This is a genomic window from Pseudomonas sp. lyk4-R2A-10 (assembly GCF_030209075.1).
In the GTDB taxonomy this organism is placed as follows: Bacteria; Pseudomonadota; Gammaproteobacteria; order Pseudomonadales; family Pseudomonadaceae; genus Aquipseudomonas; species Aquipseudomonas glycinae.
In genome coordinates, this window is the sequence record NZ_JARVSR010000002.1 from 784,353 (window position 1) to 804,202 (window position 19,850).

Sequence of the window (19,850 nt, forward strand, 5' to 3'; positions counted from 1 at the left end):
TTTGCACACCTGACTGATTTGCACCTCACACCACGAGGCACCTTATGATCCGCGAAGAATTCCTGCGTCTGGCCGCTGACGGCTACAACCGCATCCCGCTGGCCTGCGAAACCCTGGCCGACTTCGACACGCCGCTGTCGATCTACCTGAAACTGGCCGACCAGCCCAACTCCTACCTGCTCGAATCGGTGCAGGGCGGCGAGAAATGGGGTCGTTACTCGATCATCGGCCTGCCGTGCCGCACCGTGCTGCGGGTTCACGATCATCACGTGAGCATCACCGTCGATGGCGTCGAAACCGAAAGCCACGACGTCGAAGATCCGCTGGCCTTCGTCGAAACCTTCAAGGCCCGCTACAACGTGCCGACCATCGCCGGCCTGCCGCGCTTCAACGGCGGTCTGGTGGGTTACTTCGGTTACGACTGTGTGCGTTATGTAGAGAAGCGCCTCGGCAAATGCCCGAATCCGGATCCGCTGGGCGTGCCGGACATTCTGCTGATGGTCTCCGATGCGGTGGTGGTGTTCGACAACCTCGCCGGCAAGATGCACGCGATTGTGCTGGCCGATCCGGCGCAGGCCGATGCGTACGAACAGGGCCAGGCGCAATTGCAGCAACTGCTGGAAAAACTGCGTCAGCCGATCACCCCGCGCCGTGGCCTGGATTTCAGAAAGCAGCAGGCGGCCGAGCCGGTGTTCCGCTCCAGTTTTACCCAGGACGACTACGAAAAAGCCGTCGACACCATCAAGGAATACATCCTCGCCGGTGACTGCATGCAGGTCGTGCCGTCCCAGCGCATGTCGATCGACTTCAAGGCGGCGCCGATCGATCTGTACCGCGCGCTGCGTTGCTTCAACCCGACGCCGTACATGTACTTCTTCAACTTCGGCGACTTCCACGTCGTCGGCAGTTCGCCGGAAGTGCTGGTGCGGGTCGAAGACAACCTGATCACCGTGCGCCCGATTGCCGGCACCCGTCCTCGCGGGGCCACCGAAGAAGCGGACGTGGCGCTGGAAGAAGACCTGCTGTCCGACGACAAGGAGATCGCCGAGCACCTGATGCTGATCGACCTCGGTCGCAACGACACCGGGCGCGTATCGGAAATCGGCTCGGTGAAACTTACCGAGAAAATGGTCATCGAGCGTTATTCCAACGTGATGCACATCGTGTCCAACGTCACCGGCCAGTTGAAGGCCGGGCTGACGGCGATGGACGCACTGCGGGCGATCCTGCCGGCGGGCACCTTGTCCGGCGCGCCGAAGATCCGTGCGATGGAAATCATCGACGAGCTGGAGCCGGTCAAGCGTGGTGTGTACGGCGGTGCGGTCGGCTACTTCGCCTGGAACGGCAACATGGACACCGCGATTGCGATCCGTACCGCCGTGATCAAGAACGGCGAACTGCACGTGCAGGCCGGTGGCGGCATCGTCGCCGACTCGGTGCCGGCGCTGGAGTGGGAAGAAACCATCAACAAGCGCCGGGCGATGTTCCGCGCTGTTGCACTGGCCGAGCAAACCCCGGACTGAGTCATTGATGATTCAGCCATAAAAAAACGCGGCGCCTGTGAAGGCGCCGCGTTTTTTTTGCCTGCGAATCAGAAGTCGAGCGCTACGCCGACGTTGATCCCTTGCTGGGTGAAGTCGTCATCCTTGCGGATGTCGTAGCTGGCACGTAATGCCAGATCCTTGGTGAGGTTGTGGCTCACGCCCAGGTTCAGGCGGTTCAGGTTGGTCTGAGGGGTATAGCCGGCCAGGGTGTAGCGGTTGTTCGGCAGGCTGTTGAGGTTCATCGTCACATTCTGGGTGTCGTCGTTGTACTCGCGTTCGTGGGCCAGTTCGCCGAACACCTGGGTCTGCGAGGTGATCTGGTACTTGCCCTGGATCCCGAGGCCCAGGCGCCGGGAGATGCGCGACTGGTCATCGAACGTCAGCGCGGTGGAGTCGGCGCCGTTTTCCGAGTAACCATCGACTTCAACCTTGGCGAAATCGGCGCTGACGAACGGCGACAGGTGCCATGGGCTGCTTGCCTCTGGCGCAATGTCGTAACCCACGCGTCCACTGAAGGCCAGAACATAGCCGTCGGTATCGCCTTTCTCGCCGCGTTCGTTGACCCCCAGCTGGAATTTGCGTTTGAGGCTGTCGTAATCCAGATGTCCGGCGGTCACGGCGGCGTCACCCCACCAGCGGTTCTGCTGGTACTGGGCGAACGCGGTGCCCAGATAAGTGTTCAGTTTGTAGTCCGAGTCGTTGTCGCCGGCCTCGAGCTTCTGATTGTAGAAACCGGCCGCCACGCCCACGCGCCAGGCGTCGTTGAGACGGTAGCTGCCGCCGATGTTCAGGTTGTAACCGTTACCGTCAGCGCTGGCGCCGCTGCGCTGGCTGTCGAAGTCCTGATGCTGGCCACCACCGGCGACAATCGCCCGCCATTGGCCAACGGCCTGCCAGTTTTCCCAATCCGCCAGCCACTGGTTGCGCAGTTCATCCTGATGCGAGCGCAAGGTGCCTTGGGCCATTTGCGGAAGCAGAGTCGCTTCCCATGGCGCGGCCAGCAGCGAGTAAGCGTAATCGGCAATCAGGCGTTGCCCGGCTTCGGTCGGGTGGACGGCGTCGTTGTAGATCAGCTTGGTCGGATCCGGGGTGGCGCTGTTGATGCCATACCGGGCGTTCTCGGTGCAGCCGCTGCCGCTGAAGCAGGTGCCGACCAGATTCTGGTCGGTCGCCAGACCGAATTGCGCCGGATTGGCGAACGCCTCTTTGAGCAGAACCGGGACGTTCAGCGGAATCACGTTGGCATTGACGCTCTGCAACTGGCTGACCAGTTCGGTGTTGAACTGGGTGCTGAGTTGCGAGGTGAAGGCCTGCAGCGGCGAGCCGTTGATGGCCGGGGTCAGGCCGATGTCCGGCAACAGCCAGACCATGATGTAGCGGGCGCCGGCACCTTGCAGTGTGCGAACGCTGTCGACCAGTCGATCGGCGGCGGCATTCGCCTGAGGCAGGCTGGTGACGCGGCCCTGAAGGAAGTCGTTGCCGCCCCCGGTCAGGTAATACAAGGCATTCGGGTCAGCACGGAAACCGTTCGACGGCAGATAACCGGCGCGGGTGCGTTCGCCGGTGGCGGACTGGCTGGTGATCGAGTCGAGAATCTGGTCGGTGCGGTAGCCGCCGACAGCCCAGTTGTTACCATCCGGCTGGCCTTGGCCGGCACGTACTGCTGAGGACGAGGAGGCGGTTTGATCCGGTGTGAAGCCGAGTCGGCCACCGAGCAGTTGCGTCGAGTTCAGCGAGCGGAGTTCACCGCTGCCGTCCAAATACACCGGACCGGTGCGGTTGGTGTAGCGCTGTGTGGCGCCGGCCGGGCCGCCGCTGTCGGTGAAAGTCCCCGCATCGCTCAGGCTGTCGCCGAAGACCACGAAATTCGAATAAGGATTGGGTGCGGCGTTCGCCTGGGCGCAGGCCATCGCGAGCAGGCATCCGGCGAGCGGTACAAACAACGTCTGTTTGATCATGAGCAAGTCCGTTTATTTATTGTTGTAGTGAACGAAACGACAGTACCAAAAACTTCCGGCGTTTTGCCATCGGTCGTCAAGCCTCCCATTGTTTTATCCCCCACGGCCCCGGCCATATTGCGCGCTCCGCCCAGCTAAGTTACTGTGCCGAAACGTATGAACGAGACCTTCCCCGTGTTGATCACCAGCAAACTTCTGGATCAAGTCATCAAGGCACACGCCCGCTGGCGTTGGCGCGCCTGAATCTTTTCTGCCGGCCCCGCCGGATCTGTATCGCTTTGCCTTCCTTGCCCGTTTGAAATGCCGCTGTGCCGATGCGACCTGCGCGTCCGGCAGTGTGCAGCGCCCTGGCAAGTCATCCGAAGGCTGTCTTCAAGTCAGAATTCAAGAGGTTCGAAACGCCATGTTGCTGATGATCGACAACTACGACTCCTTTACTTACAACGTTGTGCAATACCTCGGCGAGCTGGGTGCCGAGGTCAAGGTGGTGCGCAACGACGAACTGACCATTGCCGAAATCGAAGCGCTCAACCCGGAGCGGATCGTCGTATCCCCGGGCCCGTGCACACCGACCGAAGCCGGCATCTCCATCGAAGCCATCAAGCATTTTGCCGGCAAGCTGCCGATCCTCGGTGTCTGCCTCGGCCATCAGTCCATCGGCCAGGCTTTTGGCGGCGATGTCGTTCGCGCCCGTCAAGTGATGCACGGTAAGACTAGCCCGGTATTCCACGAGGACAAGGGCGTGTTTGCCGGTCTGAATCGCCCGCTGACCGTCACCCGCTATCATTCCCTGATCGTTAAACACGAAACGTTGCCCGATTGCCTGGAGCTGACGGCGTGGACCCAGCACGATGACGGTTCGGTCGACGAAATCATGGGCCTGCGTCACAAGACCCTGAACATCGAGGGCGTACAGTTCCACCCGGAATCGATCCTCACCGAACAGGGCCATGAACTGTTCGCCAACTTCCTCAAACAAACCGGCGGCACGCGCTAAGGACTTTCCATGAATATCAAGACAGCCCTGAGCCGTATCGTCGATCACCTCGACCTCAGCACCGATGAAATGCGCGACGTGATGCGCGAAATCATGACCGGCCAATGCACTGACGCGCAGATCGGCGCGTTCATGATGGCCATGCGCATGAAGAGCGAGAGCATCGACGAGATCGTCGGCGCCGTGTCGGTGATGCGCGAACTGGCGGACAAGGTCGAACTCAAGACCCTCGACCGCGTGGTCGATGTGGTCGGCACCGGCGGTGACGGGGCGAACATTTTCAACGTGTCGACCGCGTCTTCCTTCGTGGTCGCCGCGGCTGGCTGCACCGTGGCCAAACACGGTAACCGTGCAGTGTCGGGCAAGAGCGGCAGTGCCGACTTGCTGGAAGCCGCCGGCATCTACCTCAACCTGACCCCGGTTCAGGTGGCGCGCTGCATCGACAACGTCGGCATCGGCTTCATGTTTGCCCAGACTCACCACAAAGCCATGAAGTACGCCGCCGGCCCGCGTCGCGATCTCGGCCTGCGTACCCTGTTCAACATGCTCGGCCCGCTTACGAATCCGGCCGGTGTGAAACATCAGGTGGTGGGCGTGTTCACCCCGGCGCTGTGCCGGCCGTTGGCTGAAGTCTTGCAGCGTCTGGGCAGCAAGCATGTGCTGGTGGTGCATTCGAAGGACGGTCTGGACGAATTCAGTCTGGCGGCGCCGACTTTTGTCGCCGAGCTGAAGGACGATCAGATCACCGAATATTGGGTCGAGCCGGAAGATCTGGGCATGAAGAGCCAGAGCCTGCACGGTCTGTCGGTCGAAGGCCCGGAAGCCTCGCTGGCGCTGATCCGCGATGCACTCGGCAAGCGCAAGACCGAGAACGGTCAGAAGGCTGCCGAAATGATCGTGCTCAATGCCGGTGCGGCGCTGTACGCAGCCGACCTGGCGACAAGTCTGAAAGAGGGCGTGGCACTGGCCCACGACGCTCTGCACACCGGTCTTGCTCGGGAAAAACTCGAGGAGTTGGGTGCCTTTACCGCGGTATTCAAAGTGGAGAATGAGGGATGAGTGTACCGACGGTTCTGGAAAACATTCTGGCCCGCAAGTTTCAGGAAGTCGCCGAGCGTAGCGCCCGTGTGAGCCTGAGCGAGCTGGAAAGTCTGGCCAAGGCGGCCGATGCACCCCGTGGTTTTGCCCAGGCATTGCTGGCGCAGGCCAAGAAAAAACAACCGGCAGTGATCGCCGAAATCAAGAAGGCGTCGCCGAGCAAGGGCGTGATCCGCGAGAACTTCGTTCCTGCCGATATCGCCAAAAGCTACGAGAAGGGCGGGGCGACCTGCCTGTCGGTGCTGACCGACATCGACTACTTCCAGGGCGCCGATGCCTACCTGCAACAGGCCCGCGCTGCCTGCTCGCTGCCGGTGATCCGCAAAGACTTCATGATCGATCCGTACCAGATCGTTGAGGCCCGTGCCTTGGGCGCCGATTGCGTGCTGCTGATCGTCTCCGCACTGGATGACGTAAAAATGGCCGAGCTGGCGTCGGTGGCCAAAGACGTCGGCCTCGATGTGCTGGTGGAAGTGCACGACGGCGATGAGCTGGAGCGCGCGTTGAAAACCCTCGACACGCCGCTGGTCGGGGTCAACAACCGCAACCTGCACACCTTTGACGTCAGCCTGGAAACCACCCTCGACCTGCTGCCGCGCATCCCGCGCGATCGTCTGGTCATCACCGAGAGCGGGATCCTCAACCGTGCCGATGTCGAGCTGATGGAAATCAGCGACGTTTACGCGTTCCTGGTCGGCGAAGCGTTCATGCGCGCCGAAAACCCGGGCATCGAACTGCAACGTCTGTTCTTCCCTGAGCGCGGCGTACCGGTGAGCGGTTCGACCCTCGACTGATCGAGTCTTCGCAGGCGCCCGTCCCCTGTGGGAGCGGGCTTGCCCGCGAAGGCGGCATAAGATTCACCTCAGACTCAACGTCCTATGGAAACCTTATGATCCCCACGTCCCTGACCATCGAAGCCGGTCTGCAAGCCGAACAGGATTTGCTGGCCTCGGTCTGCGCGGGTGATGCCGAATTCGGCTTGTTTTTCTGGCAGCCCAGCGACCGCGCCTTGGTCATGCCGCGCCGTTTGAACCGCTTGCCCGGATTCGATCACGCCTGTGAAGTCTCCGCTGCTGCCGGCTGGCCGGTGTTGCTGCGTGAAACCGGCGGCGAACCTGTTCCGCAATCGGCGTCGACCATCAACATTGCACTGGTCTACGCACCGCCTCGCAGCGAAGGCGATCTGAACCGTATCGAAACCGGTTACCGGCGTCTGTGTGATCCGATCTGTGAGTTGCTGGATGAGTTGGGTGGCACTTCGTCGCTGGGGGAAATCGACGGTGCGTTCTGCGACGGTCGTTTTAACGTCAATCTCGACGGTCGCAAGATGGTCGGCACCGCCCAACGCTGGCGCCAGAGTCAGGGTGGTCAGCGTCCGGTGGGGTTGGTGCACGGGGCGATGCTGGTGGATGACGAACGTGAGTCGATGGTCGCGGCGGTCAACCGCTTCAACGAAGCGTGTGGCCTGGAGCAACGGGTTCGTGCCGCCAGCCACATCGCTCTGCATGAAAAATTCCCGGCGCCCCATGCGCTGGCGCGTCTTGATGAACTCTTCCGTTTGATGCTGGCGCAGATCTACGCCGGCTGAGTTTTGGCACTCAGCGAGTGCCGAAGACCACCATGGTCTTGCCTTTCACATCCACCAGGTTGCGTTCCTCAAGATCCTTGAGCACGCGACCGACCATCTCTCGCGAACAACCGACAATCCGGCCGATTTCCTGACGGGTCACTTTGATCTGCATGCCGTCCGGGTGAGTCATGGCGTCCGGTTGTTTGCACAGTTCCAGCAGGCAGCGAGCGACACGGCCGGTGACGTCGAAGAACGCCAGGTCGCCAACCTTGCGCGTGGTGTTGCGCAGGCGTTGTGCGATTTGTCCGCTGAGCACGTAAAGAATGTCTGGATCCTGCTGCGACAGTTCGCGGAACTTGGCGTAGCTGATTTCCGCGACTTCGCATTCAACCTTGGCCCGCACCCAGGCGCTGCGCTGCTGTTCCTGGCCGGCCTCTTCGAAAAGGCCCAGCTCGCCGAAGAAGTCCCCGGCATTCAGGTACGCGATGATCATCTCGCGGCCGTCGTCGTCCTCGATCAGGATCGTGACCGAACCGCGGATGATGAAGTACAGCGTGTCGGAGCGATCCCCGGCGCAGATGATGTTGCTCTTGGCCGCGTGACGCCGGCGCTGGCAATGCATCAGCAGCTTGTCGAGGTTTTTGATTTTGGGTGTGGGGGTAATACCAACCATGGTTGTATCCCGAAAAAACTGCACGGTTATATTTGGTTTTTATATGAGGCGCTGAGGCGGTTGCTACACAGTCTGGCAAAGGCGCCAGTGAATTGGCGCCAGCTTACCAGACACTTCGTCGAAATTTCGAGAAATCACCTACGTTAAAGGTGCATCCGTCCTAGGAACCTGCTCGCTGTCCGGGCAGGGCCCTGTGCTAAGCTGGCGACCCTTTTTTCTACAGTGGAGTCTTGGCGATGAAGGCACGCATCCAATGGGCTGGCGAAGCCATGTTCCTCGGCGAATCCGGCAGCGGTCATGTCGTGGTCATGGACGGTCCGCCGGACGCCGGTGGTCGTAACCTGGGTGTCCGCCCGATGGAAATGCTCCTGCTGGGCGTCGGCGGTTGCAGCAATTTCGACGTGGTCAGCATTTTGAAGAAGTCCCGTCAGGCCGTTGAAAGCTGCGAGGCGTTTCTGGAAGCCGAACGCGCGACTGAAGATCCGAAGGTATTCACCAAGATTCACATGCACTTCGTGGTCAAGGGCCGTGGCCTGAAAGAAGCTCAGGTCAAACGCGCCATCGAACTGTCTGCCGAGAAGTATTGCTCGGCCTCGATCATGCTCGGCGCCGCCGGTGTAGCGATCACCCACGACTATGAAATCGTCGAACTCGGCTGAGCCGACATTCAACTATCATAAAAGCAGTGCAGACTCTGGCGATCCCCCGCTGACGTCTGCATAATGCGCCACTTTTTTCAGGGCCGTGATCAGTCAACCGACGGGTCATCCGCCTGAACAGATAACCAAAATCGCCATCGCGAAGAGGTGTTAACCGTCCTACGCAGGTGCGTTGTTCGCACTTGACGGGCATGCTTGATCACGCGGCCGTGCCGCATACATAGAGAGTTTTTAACGGTGAAAAGCAAACTCAAGCTCCACGGGTTCAATAACCTGACAAAGACCTTGAGCTTCAACATCTATGACATCTGCTACGCGGAAACCCCGCAAGACCAGCAGGCTTACGTCGAGTACATCAATCAAGAGTACAACGCCGAACGCCTGACGCAGATCCTCACGGAAGTTGTCGAAATCATTGGTGCCAACATTCTGAACATTGCGAGTCAGAACTATGAGCCTCAGGGTGCCAGCGTCACGATTCTGATCTCGGAAGAGCCGGTGACCCCGACCGAAAGCCAGATCGAAGAGTCCCCGGGCCCGTTGCCCGAAATCATCCTGGCCCACCTCGACAAGAGCCACATCACGGTGCACACCTACCCGGAAATCCATCCGGACGCCGGTATTGCGACTTTCCGTGTGGACATCGACGTGTCGACCTGTGGTGTCATTTCACCGCTCAAAGCGCTCAACTTCCTCATTCACCAGTTCGATTCGGACATCGTGACCGTGGATTACCGTGTGCGCGGCTTCACCCGTGACGTTGAAGGCAACAAGCACTTCATCGACCACGAGATCAACTCGATCCAGAACTACCTCTCCGAAGACACCCGCGACGCGTACCAGATGACCGACGTGAACGTTTATCAGGAAAACCTGTTCCACACCAAGATGCTGCTGAAGAACTTCGAACTGGACAACTACCTGTTCGGCGATGCCACCAGCAACCTGTCTTCCGAGCAACGCGCTCAGGTGACCGAGCGTGTGAAACACGAAATGCTGGAAATCTTCTACGCGCGCAATATGCCGAGCTAAGAAATCCGGGCACAAAAAAAGGCGACTGCTTCGCGGCAGTCGCCTTTTTTATGGGCGTTTTTCAGATCCGGTAAGTGCTCTTGGTCATCACCTTGGCCAACAGACTCATGCCGAACTTCACCGGTGCCGGGAAGCGGAAACCGCCGGCCTCCAGTGCACTTTCCGCGTGATGTTCTTCATCGATACGCATCTGTTCCAGAATCGCCCGGGATTTTTCATCCTCGGCCGGCAGTTGTTCCAGATGTTCGTTCAGATGCTTGCAGACCTGATGCTCGGTGGCAGCGACAAACCCGAGGCTGACCTTGTCGCTGATCAACCCGGCGACTGCGCCGATCCCGAACGACATGCCGTAGAAAAGCGGATTGAGCACGCTGGTGTGGCTGCCCAACTGGTGAATGCGCTGCTCGCACCAGACCAGATGATCGATCTCTTCTTCGGCCGCATGTTCCATGGCCTCACGCACTTGCGGCAGCTTGGCGGTCAGCGCCTGGCCCTGATACAGCGCCTGGGCACAGACTTCGCCGGTATGGTTGATGCGCATCAGACCGGCGACGTGGCGGGTGTCTTCATCGCTCATCTGCACATCGGGCTGCACGATCGCCGGCGACGGACGGTACGGCTGGCCGCTGAAGGGCAGCAGGGTACGCATCGCAGCATCGGCTTGCAGCAGAAGACGATCAATGGGCGAATAGTGACGTTGGGTAGTCATGCTGACCTCCGGGAAGAATCTCGGCGGCCAGTTTAACCGAATCGGCCGGGGAAGGTTTGCGCTGGGTCATGTGGGAGCAGGGCGCTCCCACCGAGCCTGCAGTTCAATCAGCCCGGAGGCCAGTTCATCTGGCGTTGGCCGAGCACGTGCATGTGAATGTGGTAGACCGTCTGTCCGCCCATTTCATTGCAGTTCATCACCACCCGGAAGCCTTCCTCGCAACCCAGCTCCAGCGCCAGACGTTGGGCGGTGAACAGGATGTGCCCGGCCAGTGCCTTGTCGTCTTCGGTCAGGTCGTTGAGGGTGCGCACCGGCTTCTTCGGGATCACCAGAAAATGCACCGGTGCCTGTGGGGCGATGTCGTGGAACGCCAGAACCTGGTCGTCCTCGTAGATGATCTTCGCCGGGATTTCCCGGTTGATGATCTTGGTGAACAGAGTATCCACAGCTGTTTTCTCCGTTGTTTGGGCTGGCCTGAGTGTACTCATAGGGGGATAAGCCCGCCCAGTGTTTTGCCGTAGGGCTTTTCAGCGCGGGCAGTAAGCCTTGTTGACCATGCCGACAATCGTGCGATTGAGCCAGCGCGAACCGAGCCGAGGCAGAAAGGCGAACCAGCGGTTTCGGCGTCCGGGAATGATGATCGCGCGGTTTTTCTCCAGGGCGCGCACGGTATACAGCGCGACCTCCTCGGGGCTCATCAACAGTTTGCTGGCGTTGAGCTTGTCGTTGTTCAGTTGCGCGGTGCGAAAGAACGCGGTGCGGGTCGGGCCGGGGCAGAGCACCGACACCTTGACTGCACACTTCTTCAGTTCCACCCGCAGTGCTTCCGAGAAGTGCAACACGTACGCCTTGCTGGCGTAGTAGGTGCTCATCCAGGGCCCGGGGTTGAAGGCCGCCACCGACGCGACATTGAGAATCTGCCCGCCACCCTGCAACGCCATGCTGTTGCCGATGGCATGGCAGAGCCGGGTGAGGGCGAGGATGTTCACTTCGATCAGGTCCTGTTCGGTCATCCAGTCCTGGGCCAGGAACGGGCCGCAAGTACCGATGCCGGCACAGTTGACCAGCAGATCGATCTGCCGGTCGCCTTCTTCAAGCTCCAGCAGGAAACCGGACAGGCGCAGCGGCTCGCCGAGATCGCAGGCGCGGAACAGTACCTCCACACCGAAGCGCTGGGTCAGTTCAATCGCAATGCTTTCCAGCTGATCACGCTGGCGAGCCACCAGAATCAGGCTGCGGCCACGGCGTGCCAGGGCTTCGGCCATGGCCAGGCCGATGCCGCTGGAGGCGCCGGTGATCAGAGCGTAACGGGTCATGCAAATCTCCATCGCAACAGCGCCGCGCCGTGGACGCAGGTGTCACGGCGGGGAGCGTTGTTCATTCTTTCGCAGAGTCTACAGGGGTGAGAGCAGCTTCGGCTGCATCGTCTGCCGAATTCGCGGCGGGTTCGACTTCGACATCGATTTCATCGGTGGTCACCGAACCGCTCTCGTAGCTGCTTTCAAGGCTGCTTTCATATTCCTGCTGGATGGCAGTAATCCCGCCCAGCATGCCACCCACGAAAAACAGCCCGATAAACACGATCCACAGCGAGCACAGCACTTTGACTGCCGTGCTGTTCGGCGGAGGTGGTGGGCCATAGCGATTGGCGCCGGTATTGCCCGGCACGACCATGATCACCAGCGGGAAGAAACTGCCCACGAACGGCACCAGCGTCAGCAGCCAGAGCCATCCCGACCAGCCGATATCGTGCAAGCGCTGGATGCTGAACAGGATCCCGACAATCGCGAAGGCCAGAAACAGGAAGAAGGCGAGGAGACCGCCGATGATCAGGCCAGTGGTCGAGTCGGCGCTCACCAGGCCCAGGCCGATCAATGCGAACACGCTGACGATCGGCAGGGCGGCCAGGCTTAACACCATCGACCATGCCAGGTAACGCAAGCGGCCGATCCGGCCTTCGACGCTGAGCGGCTTGAGAGGCGCGAATGCCGGCAGGCTTTCACCGACGGCGGCGCGAGGGGGAGCATAAGGCGAGTCAGGCTCCGCGACGGCAGCGCTTTGCTCGTGGACATCCGACAGATTCAGCTCGATGGGCGTTTCCGCTTCGATCCGGGCATCGATCCCGGTCTTGCCCAGCGCTTGCAGATAGGTCTGCGCATCGCTGTGCGACAGGTCACGCTTGAGCGCGACGGTGCGGCCACTGAACAGGCGTTCGATGGCGGCGACATCGCTTTTGAACAGGTCGGCCAGGTTAAGCTTGGCCGTGGTGATATCGACGCCGGGCTGGAGCGCGCCGTCGAAAACGATCTTGTAACGGGGTTCGCTCATGGCCGAGGCATCCTTGTCGCGAGATAAAGTGAGTCTAAGGCCAGTCAAACAGCGACTGGCCTGGTTTCATTCAACGTGGCCAGCGTTTCGGCAGTTGCGCTGCGTGCTCCAGGGCCTGGCGGTATTCGGCATCGAGACGCGCCACCAGTTGATCCACGCTTGGCAGATCGTCGATCTGCCCGACGCCCTGACCTGCCGACCACACGGTTTTCCAGGCCTTGGCTTCGTCGTTGATCGGCTTGAGCTTGTCGCCGAAGTTCACTTCACCCTTGCCCTGCAGGGCTGCCATGTCGAAACCGGCGGCCTCCAGGCTTTGACGCATAAAACTGGCCGGAACACCGGACACGGCAGGAGTATGAATGATGTCGGCGGCTTTGGCAGTCAGCAGCATCTGCTTGTAGGCGTCAGGCGCATGACTTTCAGTGGTGCCGATAAATCGCGTGCCGAAGTAGGCCAGATCCGCGCCGAGCAGTTGTGCGGCGAGAATCTCATGCCCATGGTTCAAACATCCTGCAAGCAACAGGGTTTTGTCGAAGCACTCGCGGATCTCGGCGATCAGCGAGAACGGGCTCCAGGTCCCGGCGTGCCCACCGGCACCGGCCGCGACGGCGATCAAGCCATCGACACCGGCCTCGGCGGCTTTCTCGGCATGGCGGCGGGTCGTCACGTCGTGGAAGACCAGGCCGCCGTAGCTGTGCACGGCGTCTACCACTTCCTTCACGGCACCAAGACTGGTGATGACGATGGGGACTTTGTGTTCGACGCAGATGTTCAGGTCCGCCTCCAGACGTGGATTGCTCTTGTGAACAATCAGGTTCACGGCATAAGGCGCCGGGTTCTCCAGTGTCGCCAGTCCCGCTTCGATCTGCTCCAGCCATGCCTTGAATCCGCTGCTTTCGCGTTGGTTCAGCGCCGGGAAGCTGCCGACCACGCCGTTACGGCAGCACGCCAGCACCAGTTCAGGATTGGAGATCAGAAACATCGGTGCTGCCACTACGGGCAGGCGCAGACGTTGTTCGAGCAGAGCGGGCAGCGACATCGGAAGTACCCCGGAAAGTTGTATTTGTTGAAGTTAGAACGGCTTGACCACGACCAGAATTACGATAGCCAGCAATAGCAGAACCGGCACTTCATTGAACCAGCGATAAAAGACATGGCTGCGGGTGTTCTCGCCACGGGCAAAACGTTTTACCTGCGCGCCGCACATGTGGTGGTAGCCGATCAACAGCACGACCAGGGTCAGTTTGGCGTGGATCCAGCCACCGCTGCTGAAGATGCTCGGGTTCAGATAGATCAGCCAGCCACCGAAGATCAGCGCGGCGATCATTGCCGGGCCCATGATGCCGCGATAGAGCTTGCGCTCCATGATGCTGAAGCGTTCCTTGCTGATCGTGTCTTCACTTTGCGCGTGATAAACGAACAGTCGCGGAAGATAGAAGAGGCCGGCAAACCAGCACACGATGCTGACGATATGCAGCGCTTTGATCCACAGATAGAGCATTTTGGGTTATTCCCTGATTCACGGTAGGCCGGATAGTAGAGGCTTGAGCGTCCGCACGTCACCTTGGCGGTTGTCGCAGGCGCGCGCGGCCCCTATTATCGACGGCTTTCCAGTGGGTTCGTTGAGGGCAGGTTTATGGTCAAGGTCGGTATCGTCGGCGGCACGGGTTACACCGGTGTCGAACTGCTGCGTCTGTTGGCACAGCATCCGCAGGCAGAAGTGGTAGTGATCACTTCCCGATCCGAGGCCGGTCTGGCCGTGGCTGATATGTACCCGAACCTGCGCGGTCACTACGACGGTCTGGCATTCAGCGTGCCGGACATCAAGACCCTGGGCGCTTGCGACGTGGTGTTCTTCGCCACTCCGCACGGCGTTGCCCACGCACTGGCCGGCGAGTTGCTGGCGGCCGGCACCAAGGTCATCGACCTGTCGGCAGACTTCCGTCTGCAGGACGCTGATGAATGGGCCAAGTGGTACGGCCAGCCGCACGGTGCACCGGAGCTGCTGGACGAAGCGGTTTACGGCTTGCCGGAAGTCAATCGTGAGCAAATCAGGAAAGCGCGCCTGATCGCGGTGCCGGGTTGCTATCCGACCGCGACACAGCTGGGTTTCCTGCCGTTGCTTGAGGCAGGCATTGCCGACGCTTCCCACCTGATCGCCGACTGCAAGTCCGGTGTCAGCGGTGCCGGTCGTGGTGCTGCCGTAGGCTCGCTGTACTCCGAGACGTCGGAAAGCATGAAGGCCTATGCGGTGAAAGGTCACCGTCATCTGCCGGAAATTCGCCAGGGGCTGCGTCGTGCCGCAGGCAAGGATGTCGGTCTGACGTTCGTGCCACACCTGACGCCGATGATCCGTGGCATTCACTCCACGCTTTACGCGACCGTGGTGGACCGCTCGGTGGATCTGCAGGCGCTGTTCGAAAAGCGTTATGCCAATGAGCCGTTCGTCGACGTGATGCCGGCTGGTAGCCATCCAGAAACCCGTAGCGTGCGTGGCGCCAACGTCTGCCGCATCGCGGTTCACCGTCCACAGGATGGTGATCTGGTGGTGGTGCTGTCGGTGATCGACAACCTGGTCAAGGGCGCGTCGGGCCAGGCGGTGCAGAACATGAACATTCTGTTCGGGCTGGATGAGCGTTTGGGTCTGTCCCACGCCGGCATGCTGCCGTAACGACTGATCTTGCTTGGCAAAAAGGCCCGTTTGACGGGCCTTTTTGCATTCTGGTCGGTTGATCAGCTTTATTGATATACCGTAACAATAGTTGACCGATTTTCTAGGACAAGCGGATAATGCGCGTCATCACGCATTATGGCGGCGTAACGCCGGGAGATAGTCAGCATGAGCGTCGAATCCTTCACCCCCACGGCTTTGCAATTCACTCAAGGTGCCGCGCACAAGGTGAAGAGCCTGGTCGATGAAGAGGGGAATGATCGCTTGAAGCTGCGCGTATTCGTTACGGGCGGCGGTTGTTCAGGGTTTCAGTACGGCTTCACCTTCGATGAAGATGTGGCCGAGGACGACACCATCGTCGAGCGCGAAGGCGTCAGTCTGGTGGTCGATCCGATGAGCTTCCAGTACCTGGCAGGTGCCGAGGTGGATTATCAGGAAGGTCTGGAAGGTTCGCGTTTCGTGATCAAGAACCCGAATGCCACCACCACTTGTGGTTGCGGCTCCTCGTTCTCGATCTGATCGCGCTTCACCGTACACAACAAAACGCCGCAGAACCTCACGGTTCTGCGGCGTTTTGTTATCTGCGATTTGTCAGTTGGGGTAGATGGCGCCGAGTACGCGCAGGCCTTTGGCACCGGTGACACTCGGGCGATTGGCGGCAATGCCTTCCAGACAGCAGTGGGCCAGCCAGGCGAAGGCCATCGCCTCGACCCAGTCCGGATCGACGCCGTGGGTTGCGGTACTGGCGACTTTGGCGTTGGGCAGCAGGTCGGCCAAGCGCTTCATCAGTGTGACGTTGTGGGCGCCGCCCCCACAAACCAGGAGCTCTTCGGTATTCGATTGAGCGCTTTGCAGCGATTCGACGATGGTCAGCGCCGTCAGTTCGAGCAGTGTTGCCTGTACGTTTTCGGCTGCGAAACCTGGCAGGCACGACAGTTGCTGCTCCAGCCATGGCAGGTTGAAAACTTCGCGGCCGGTGCTCTTCGGGCCTTGGGTCACGAAAAACGGATCGCTGAGCAGGGCTTTCAGCAGGGTCGGTTCGACCTTGCCGCTGGCTGCCCACTGCCCGTTACGGTCGTAGTTCTCGCCCCGTTGCTGATGAATCCAGGCATCCATCAGCACATTCCCCGGCCCGCAGTCGAAACCGGCTACAGGCTTGTTCGGCTCGATCAGACTGAGATTGCTGAAACCGCCGACATTCAGGACCGCACGGTTACCGGTACGCTCTTCGAACAACGCTTCATGAAAGGCTGGCACCAAAGGAGCGCCCTGGCCGCCCGCGGCCACATCGCGGCTGCGGAAGTCGCTGACGACGGTGATACCGGTCAGTTCAGTGAGGAGGGCGGGGTTGCCGATCTGTACGGTGAAACCACGCGCCGGCTCATGGCGAATGGTCTGGCCGTGGCTGCCGATCGCGCGAATGGCTTCGGGCTTGAGCTGTTGTTGTTCGAGCAGGGTGTGGATCCCTTGCGCGGCGAGCTTTACCCAGTTTTGCTGGGCAATCGCCGAGCGGGCGATCTCGTCAGGGCCGCCGGCGCACAAGCCAAGCAGCTCGGCGCGCAGGGTGTCAGGCATAGGGATGTAGTGCGTGGCGACCAGATTGATCGCCGAGGACTGCTCGATCAGGGCGATGTCCAGCCCGTCGAGACTGGTGCCGGACATCACGCCGATATACAGAGCCATGGCTTAACGTTTGCTCGAAGCCAGCATGGTGGCTTTTTCCTGATCCATGCGCGCCATCAACGGCTGGCTCTGCGCCAGGAAGCGAGCGCGTTCGGATTTGGCGATCGGGTCGGCCATCGGCAGCTTCTGCCCCAATGGATCGACGTGAACGCCGTTGACCTGGAATTCATAGTGCAGGTGCGGGCCGGTGGACAGGCCGGTGGTGCCGATGTAACCGATCACCTGGCCTTGTTTGACGGTGCCGCCAGTCTTCACGCCCTTGGCGAAGCCCTGCATGTGGCCATACAGCGTGCGGTAAGTGTTGCCGTGCTGGATGATCACGGTGTTGCCGTAACCGCCGCGACGGCCGGCCAACAGCACTTTGCCGTCGCCGGCAGCCTTGATCGGCGTGCCACGTGGGGCGGCGTAATCGACGCCTTTGTGGGCGCGGATCTTGTTGAGGATCGGGTGTTTGCGGCCCATGGAGAATTTCGAGCTGATGCGGGCGAAGTCCACCGGTGTACGGATGAACGCCTTGCGCATGCTGTTGCCATCAGCAGTGTAGTAGCTGCTGTTGCCCTGTTTGTTGGTGTAACGCACGGCGGTGTAAGTCTTGCCGCGGTTGGTGAAGCGGGCTGACAGGATCGGGCCGTTGCCAACCGCTTTGCCATTCACCACTTTCTGTTCGTAGATCACATCGAATTCGTCGCCCTGGCGGATATCCTGGGCGAAGTCGACGTCGTAGCCAAAGACACTGGCCATGTCCATGGTCAGGCTGTGGGACAGGCCTGCGCGGGCGGCGGACTGCGACAGCGAGCTGTTGATCACGCCGTGTACATAGGCGGTGCGAACAGTCGGTTTGGCGGTAACGCGGTTGAACACATAACCCTTGTCGTTCTTGGTCAGGGTGATGGTTTCAACGTCGCTGACCTTGCTGTGCAGGTTGGTCAGCTGGCCTTGTGGGTTCAATTCGAATTCGAGTTTCTGGCCATGTTTGAGCTGGCTGAATTGCTTGGCCTGTTTATCGCTGGCCAGCACTTCATGGACGGCCGCGGCCGGCAGGCCGACTTTCTCGAACAGTGTAGAAAGCGTATCGCCCTTGGAGACGATCACTTCCCTGTGATTCGGGGCCTTCTTTTCTTCGACTACCGGTATCGGCGCCGGTGCGGCCTGAGCGGTTTCCTGCGTCTCTTCGGTGCTGTTTTCGATCTGCGCGAAAGGAGAGGCTACGGATTCGTTTGTGGCTTGAGCTGCGTCGGCAGCGTCTTGATCTTGTGTCAGTTGTTCAGCAGGACTTTCCAGTTCAAGGCTCAGCGTTGTCTTTTTGGCTTCAACATCACTGGATGGAAACACCAGGAGCGCCAGACTGAGAAGGGCGGCGATCCCACTTGCGGCGAGCAGGTGGGTCTTCGGGTAAAGCGGTGGCGCTTTAGACGGTTCAGTGGTCATAAGTAATTTGACTTTGAAAAAGATGAATTGGAAAAGATTAATGACATGATGAAGATGAAATAACTGTATAAAATATAACCAAATCATCTCTGAAGCAAGTCTGCGGGCGCTCTGTCCGTGGATTGGCGTCCGTGCGCCGGGCAAACCTTGTATTTGGTGCGCGATCTTGTATGGTTGGTTCCCTTTGAATCTGAGCCTTGCGGGTCTGTTATGAAGTCGGTTGAAGAGCAGCTAGCGCTGATTAAACGTGGTGCGGAAGAACTGTTGGTCGAGTCCGAGCTGATCGAAAAGCTCAAGCGTGGCCAGCCGCTGCGAATCAAGGCCGGCTTCGATCCAACTGCGCCGGATCTGCACCTTGGTCACACCGTGCTTATTAATAAGCTGCGCCAGTTCCAGGAACTGGGTCATCAGGTGATCTTCCTTATAGGTGACTTCACCGGAATGATCGGTGATCCGAGCGGCAAGAGCGCCACTCGCCCTCCGCTGACGCGTGAGCAGGTTCTGGAAAACGCCGAGACTTACAAGACTCAGGTGTTCAAGATTCTTGATCCGGCGAAAACCGAAGTTGCGTTCAACTCCACCTGGATGGATCAGATGGGGCCTGCGGACTTTATTCGTCTGACCTCGCAGTACACCGTTGCTCGTATGCTCGAGCGTGACGATTTCGATAAGCGCTATACCACCAATCAGCCAATCGCCATTCACGAATTCCTCTATCCGCTGGTTCAGGGTTATGACTCTGTAGCGTTGCGCGCTGACGTTGAGCTGGGTGGTACTGATCAGAAGTTCAATCTGCTGATGGGGCGTGAGCTGCAGCGTGGTTATGGCCAGGAAGCCCAGTGCATTCTGACGATGCCGCTGCTTGAGGGTTTGGATGGCGTGAAGAAGATGTCCAAATCGCTGGGCAACTACGTCGGTATCCAGGAAGCGCCAGGTGTCATGTATAGCAAGCTGGTTTCGATTCCCGATGCGTTGATGTGGCGCTACTTCGAGTTGCTCAGCTTCCGTTCGATGGATGAGATAAATGCTTTCCGTGCTGATGTTGAAGCGGGTGCTAACCCGCGTGATATCAAGATCAAGCTGGCCGAAGAGATTGTTGCGCGCTTCCATGGTGAAGAGGCCGCGGCCAATGCTCACCGTGGTGCGGGCAATCGTATGAAGGATGGCGAGTTGCCGGATGATCTGCCAGAGGTTGAGCTGACTGCTGCCGAGGATATGCCGATTGCTGCTGTCCTTAATAAGGCAGGTCTGGTGAAGAACTCGGCAGCTGCTCGTGATCTGCTGGCCTCCGGTGGTGTGCGTGTAGATGGTGAGGTGGTTGATCGCTCCTTTATATACGTACTGGGCGCGACTCACGTTTGTCAGGCCGGCAAGAAGGCTTTTGCACGGATTACGCTGAAATCTGAGTAAAGATGAAATAAGGGGTTGACGGCGAATTCCAGAGGTCTATAATTCGCCCCACTTCCGGCGCAGTCGAAACGGAAAACTCCTTGAGATTCA

General features: G+C 59.7%; 20 protein-coding genes. 10 read left to right on the forward strand and 10 right to left on the reverse strand.

The window, feature by feature from the left end; translation table 11 throughout:
- The first annotated feature begins 44 nt into the window (after nucleotides 1-44).
- On the forward strand, nucleotides 45-1,523 hold the full coding sequence (trpE, locus tag QRN46_RS05895; RefSeq protein WP_201817800.1) for an anthranilate synthase component I: 1,479 nt from the start codon (nucleotides 45-47) through the stop codon (nucleotides 1,521-1,523).
- Between the two features lie 68 nt (nucleotides 1,524-1,591).
- Here the strand turns inward: trpE and estP are convergent, their stop codons facing one another.
- Nucleotides 1,592-3,502 (reverse strand): esterase EstP, encoded by a 1,911-nt coding sequence (estP, locus tag QRN46_RS05900; protein WP_011336195.1) that lies wholly within the window; start codon nucleotides 3,500-3,502, stop codon nucleotides 1,592-1,594.
- A 403-nt stretch (nucleotides 3,503-3,905) separates the two neighbouring features.
- Here estP and QRN46_RS05905 point away from each other — a divergent pair, with 403 nt between their 5' ends.
- The 4 genes from QRN46_RS05905 to QRN46_RS05920 all read left to right on the forward strand — a co-directional run bounded on the left by QRN46_RS05905 (nucleotide 3,906) and on the right by QRN46_RS05920 (nucleotide 7,185).
- A complete protein-coding gene (locus QRN46_RS05905) occupies nucleotides 3,906-4,499 on the forward strand; it encodes an aminodeoxychorismate/anthranilate synthase component II (RefSeq protein WP_007956309.1) in 594 nt (197 codons plus the stop codon).
- Nucleotides 4,500-4,508: 9 nt separating this feature from the next.
- Nucleotides 4,509-5,558 (forward strand): anthranilate phosphoribosyltransferase, encoded by a 1,050-nt coding sequence (gene trpD / locus QRN46_RS05910; protein WP_011336193.1) that lies wholly within the window; start codon nucleotides 4,509-4,511, stop codon nucleotides 5,556-5,558.
- Nucleotides 5,555-6,391: an indole-3-glycerol phosphate synthase TrpC gene (gene trpC, locus QRN46_RS05915; protein WP_201817798.1), complete on the forward strand. Its 837-nt coding sequence runs from the start codon at nucleotides 5,555-5,557 to the stop codon at nucleotides 6,389-6,391. Before trpD ends, trpC begins: the two co-directional genes overlap by 4 nt.
- 95 nt (nucleotides 6,392-6,486) lie before the next feature.
- Nucleotides 6,487-7,185 (forward strand): lipoate--protein ligase family protein, encoded by a 699-nt coding sequence (locus QRN46_RS05920; protein WP_221616027.1) that lies wholly within the window; start codon nucleotides 6,487-6,489, stop codon nucleotides 7,183-7,185.
- A 10-nt stretch (nucleotides 7,186-7,195) separates the two neighbouring features.
- Here QRN46_RS05920 and crp read toward each other — a convergent pair whose 3' ends face one another.
- Nucleotides 7,196-7,840 carry a cAMP-activated global transcriptional regulator CRP gene (crp, locus tag QRN46_RS05925; protein WP_011336190.1) on the reverse strand — a complete coding sequence of 215 codons (645 nt, stop codon included), beginning with the start codon at nucleotides 7,838-7,840 and terminating at the stop codon, nucleotides 7,196-7,198.
- Nucleotides 7,841-8,076: 236 nt separating this feature from the next.
- On the opposite strand from crp, the gene QRN46_RS05930 reads away from it, so the two are divergent.
- Entirely contained in the window at nucleotides 8,077-8,499 is a 423-nt protein-coding gene (locus QRN46_RS05930) for an OsmC family protein (RefSeq protein WP_003228794.1), read from the forward strand.
- A 237-nt stretch (nucleotides 8,500-8,736) separates the two neighbouring features.
- Entirely contained in the window at nucleotides 8,737-9,531 is a 795-nt protein-coding gene (speD, locus tag QRN46_RS05935) for an adenosylmethionine decarboxylase (protein ID WP_007956315.1), read from the forward strand.
- Between the two features lie 61 nt (nucleotides 9,532-9,592).
- Here the strand turns inward: speD and coq7 are convergent, their stop codons facing one another.
- The 6 genes from coq7 to hemJ all read right to left on the reverse strand — a co-directional run bounded on the left by coq7 (nucleotide 9,593) and on the right by hemJ (nucleotide 14,069).
- On the reverse strand, nucleotides 9,593-10,240 hold the full coding sequence (gene coq7 / locus QRN46_RS05940) for a 2-polyprenyl-3-methyl-6-methoxy-1,4-benzoquinone monooxygenase (RefSeq protein ID WP_007956317.1): 648 nt from the start codon (nucleotides 10,238-10,240) through the stop codon (nucleotides 9,593-9,595).
- Between the two features lie 107 nt (nucleotides 10,241-10,347).
- Complete coding sequence (locus QRN46_RS05945; protein ID WP_007956318.1) at nucleotides 10,348-10,686, reverse strand: histidine triad nucleotide-binding protein; 339 nt, start codon at nucleotides 10,684-10,686, stop codon at nucleotides 10,348-10,350.
- 81 nt (nucleotides 10,687-10,767) lie between these two features.
- Nucleotides 10,768-11,556, reverse strand: coding sequence for an SDR family NAD(P)-dependent oxidoreductase (locus QRN46_RS05950; RefSeq protein ID WP_007956321.1), 789 nt, complete (start codon nucleotides 11,554-11,556; stop codon nucleotides 10,768-10,770).
- Nucleotides 11,557-11,617: 61 nt separating this feature from the next.
- Entirely contained in the window at nucleotides 11,618-12,568 is a 951-nt protein-coding gene (locus tag QRN46_RS05955; RefSeq protein WP_011336186.1) for a DUF805 domain-containing protein, read from the reverse strand.
- A 70-nt stretch (nucleotides 12,569-12,638) separates the two neighbouring features.
- Complete coding sequence (locus QRN46_RS05960) at nucleotides 12,639-13,607, reverse strand: NAD(P)H-dependent flavin oxidoreductase (protein ID WP_011336185.1); 969 nt, start codon at nucleotides 13,605-13,607, stop codon at nucleotides 12,639-12,641.
- Nucleotides 13,608-13,640: 33 nt separating this feature from the next.
- A complete protein-coding gene (gene hemJ / locus QRN46_RS05965; protein ID WP_011336184.1) occupies nucleotides 13,641-14,069 on the reverse strand; it encodes a protoporphyrinogen oxidase HemJ in 429 nt (142 codons plus the stop codon).
- 135 nt (nucleotides 14,070-14,204) lie between these two features.
- Between hemJ and argC the strand changes: the two genes are divergently transcribed.
- On the forward strand, nucleotides 14,205-15,239 hold the full coding sequence (gene argC, locus QRN46_RS05970; RefSeq protein ID WP_011336183.1) for an N-acetyl-gamma-glutamyl-phosphate reductase: 1,035 nt from the start codon (nucleotides 14,205-14,207) through the stop codon (nucleotides 15,237-15,239).
- Between the two features lie 168 nt (nucleotides 15,240-15,407).
- Nucleotides 15,408-15,758 carry an iron-sulfur cluster insertion protein ErpA gene (erpA, locus tag QRN46_RS05975; protein ID WP_003228776.1) on the forward strand — a complete coding sequence of 117 codons (351 nt, stop codon included), beginning with the start codon at nucleotides 15,408-15,410 and terminating at the stop codon, nucleotides 15,756-15,758.
- Nucleotides 15,759-15,830: 72 nt separating this feature from the next.
- On the opposite strand, the gene QRN46_RS05980 is transcribed toward erpA, so the two are convergent.
- Both QRN46_RS05980 and QRN46_RS05985 read right to left on the reverse strand, forming a co-directional pair.
- Entirely contained in the window at nucleotides 15,831-16,922 is a 1,092-nt protein-coding gene (locus QRN46_RS05980; protein ID WP_011336182.1) for an anhydro-N-acetylmuramic acid kinase, read from the reverse strand.
- Nucleotides 16,923-16,925: 3 nt separating this feature from the next.
- The gene (locus QRN46_RS05985; protein ID WP_041475440.1) at nucleotides 16,926-18,350 is read right to left on the reverse strand and encodes a peptidoglycan DD-metalloendopeptidase family protein; all 1,425 of its coding nucleotides are present in this window, start codon (nucleotides 18,348-18,350) and stop codon (nucleotides 16,926-16,928) included.
- Between the two features lie 210 nt (nucleotides 18,351-18,560).
- On the opposite strand from QRN46_RS05985, the gene tyrS reads away from it, so the two are divergent.
- Entirely contained in the window at nucleotides 18,561-19,760 is a 1,200-nt protein-coding gene (gene tyrS / locus QRN46_RS05990; protein ID WP_011336180.1) for a tyrosine--tRNA ligase, read from the forward strand.
- Nucleotides 19,761-19,850: the final 90 nt, after the last annotated feature.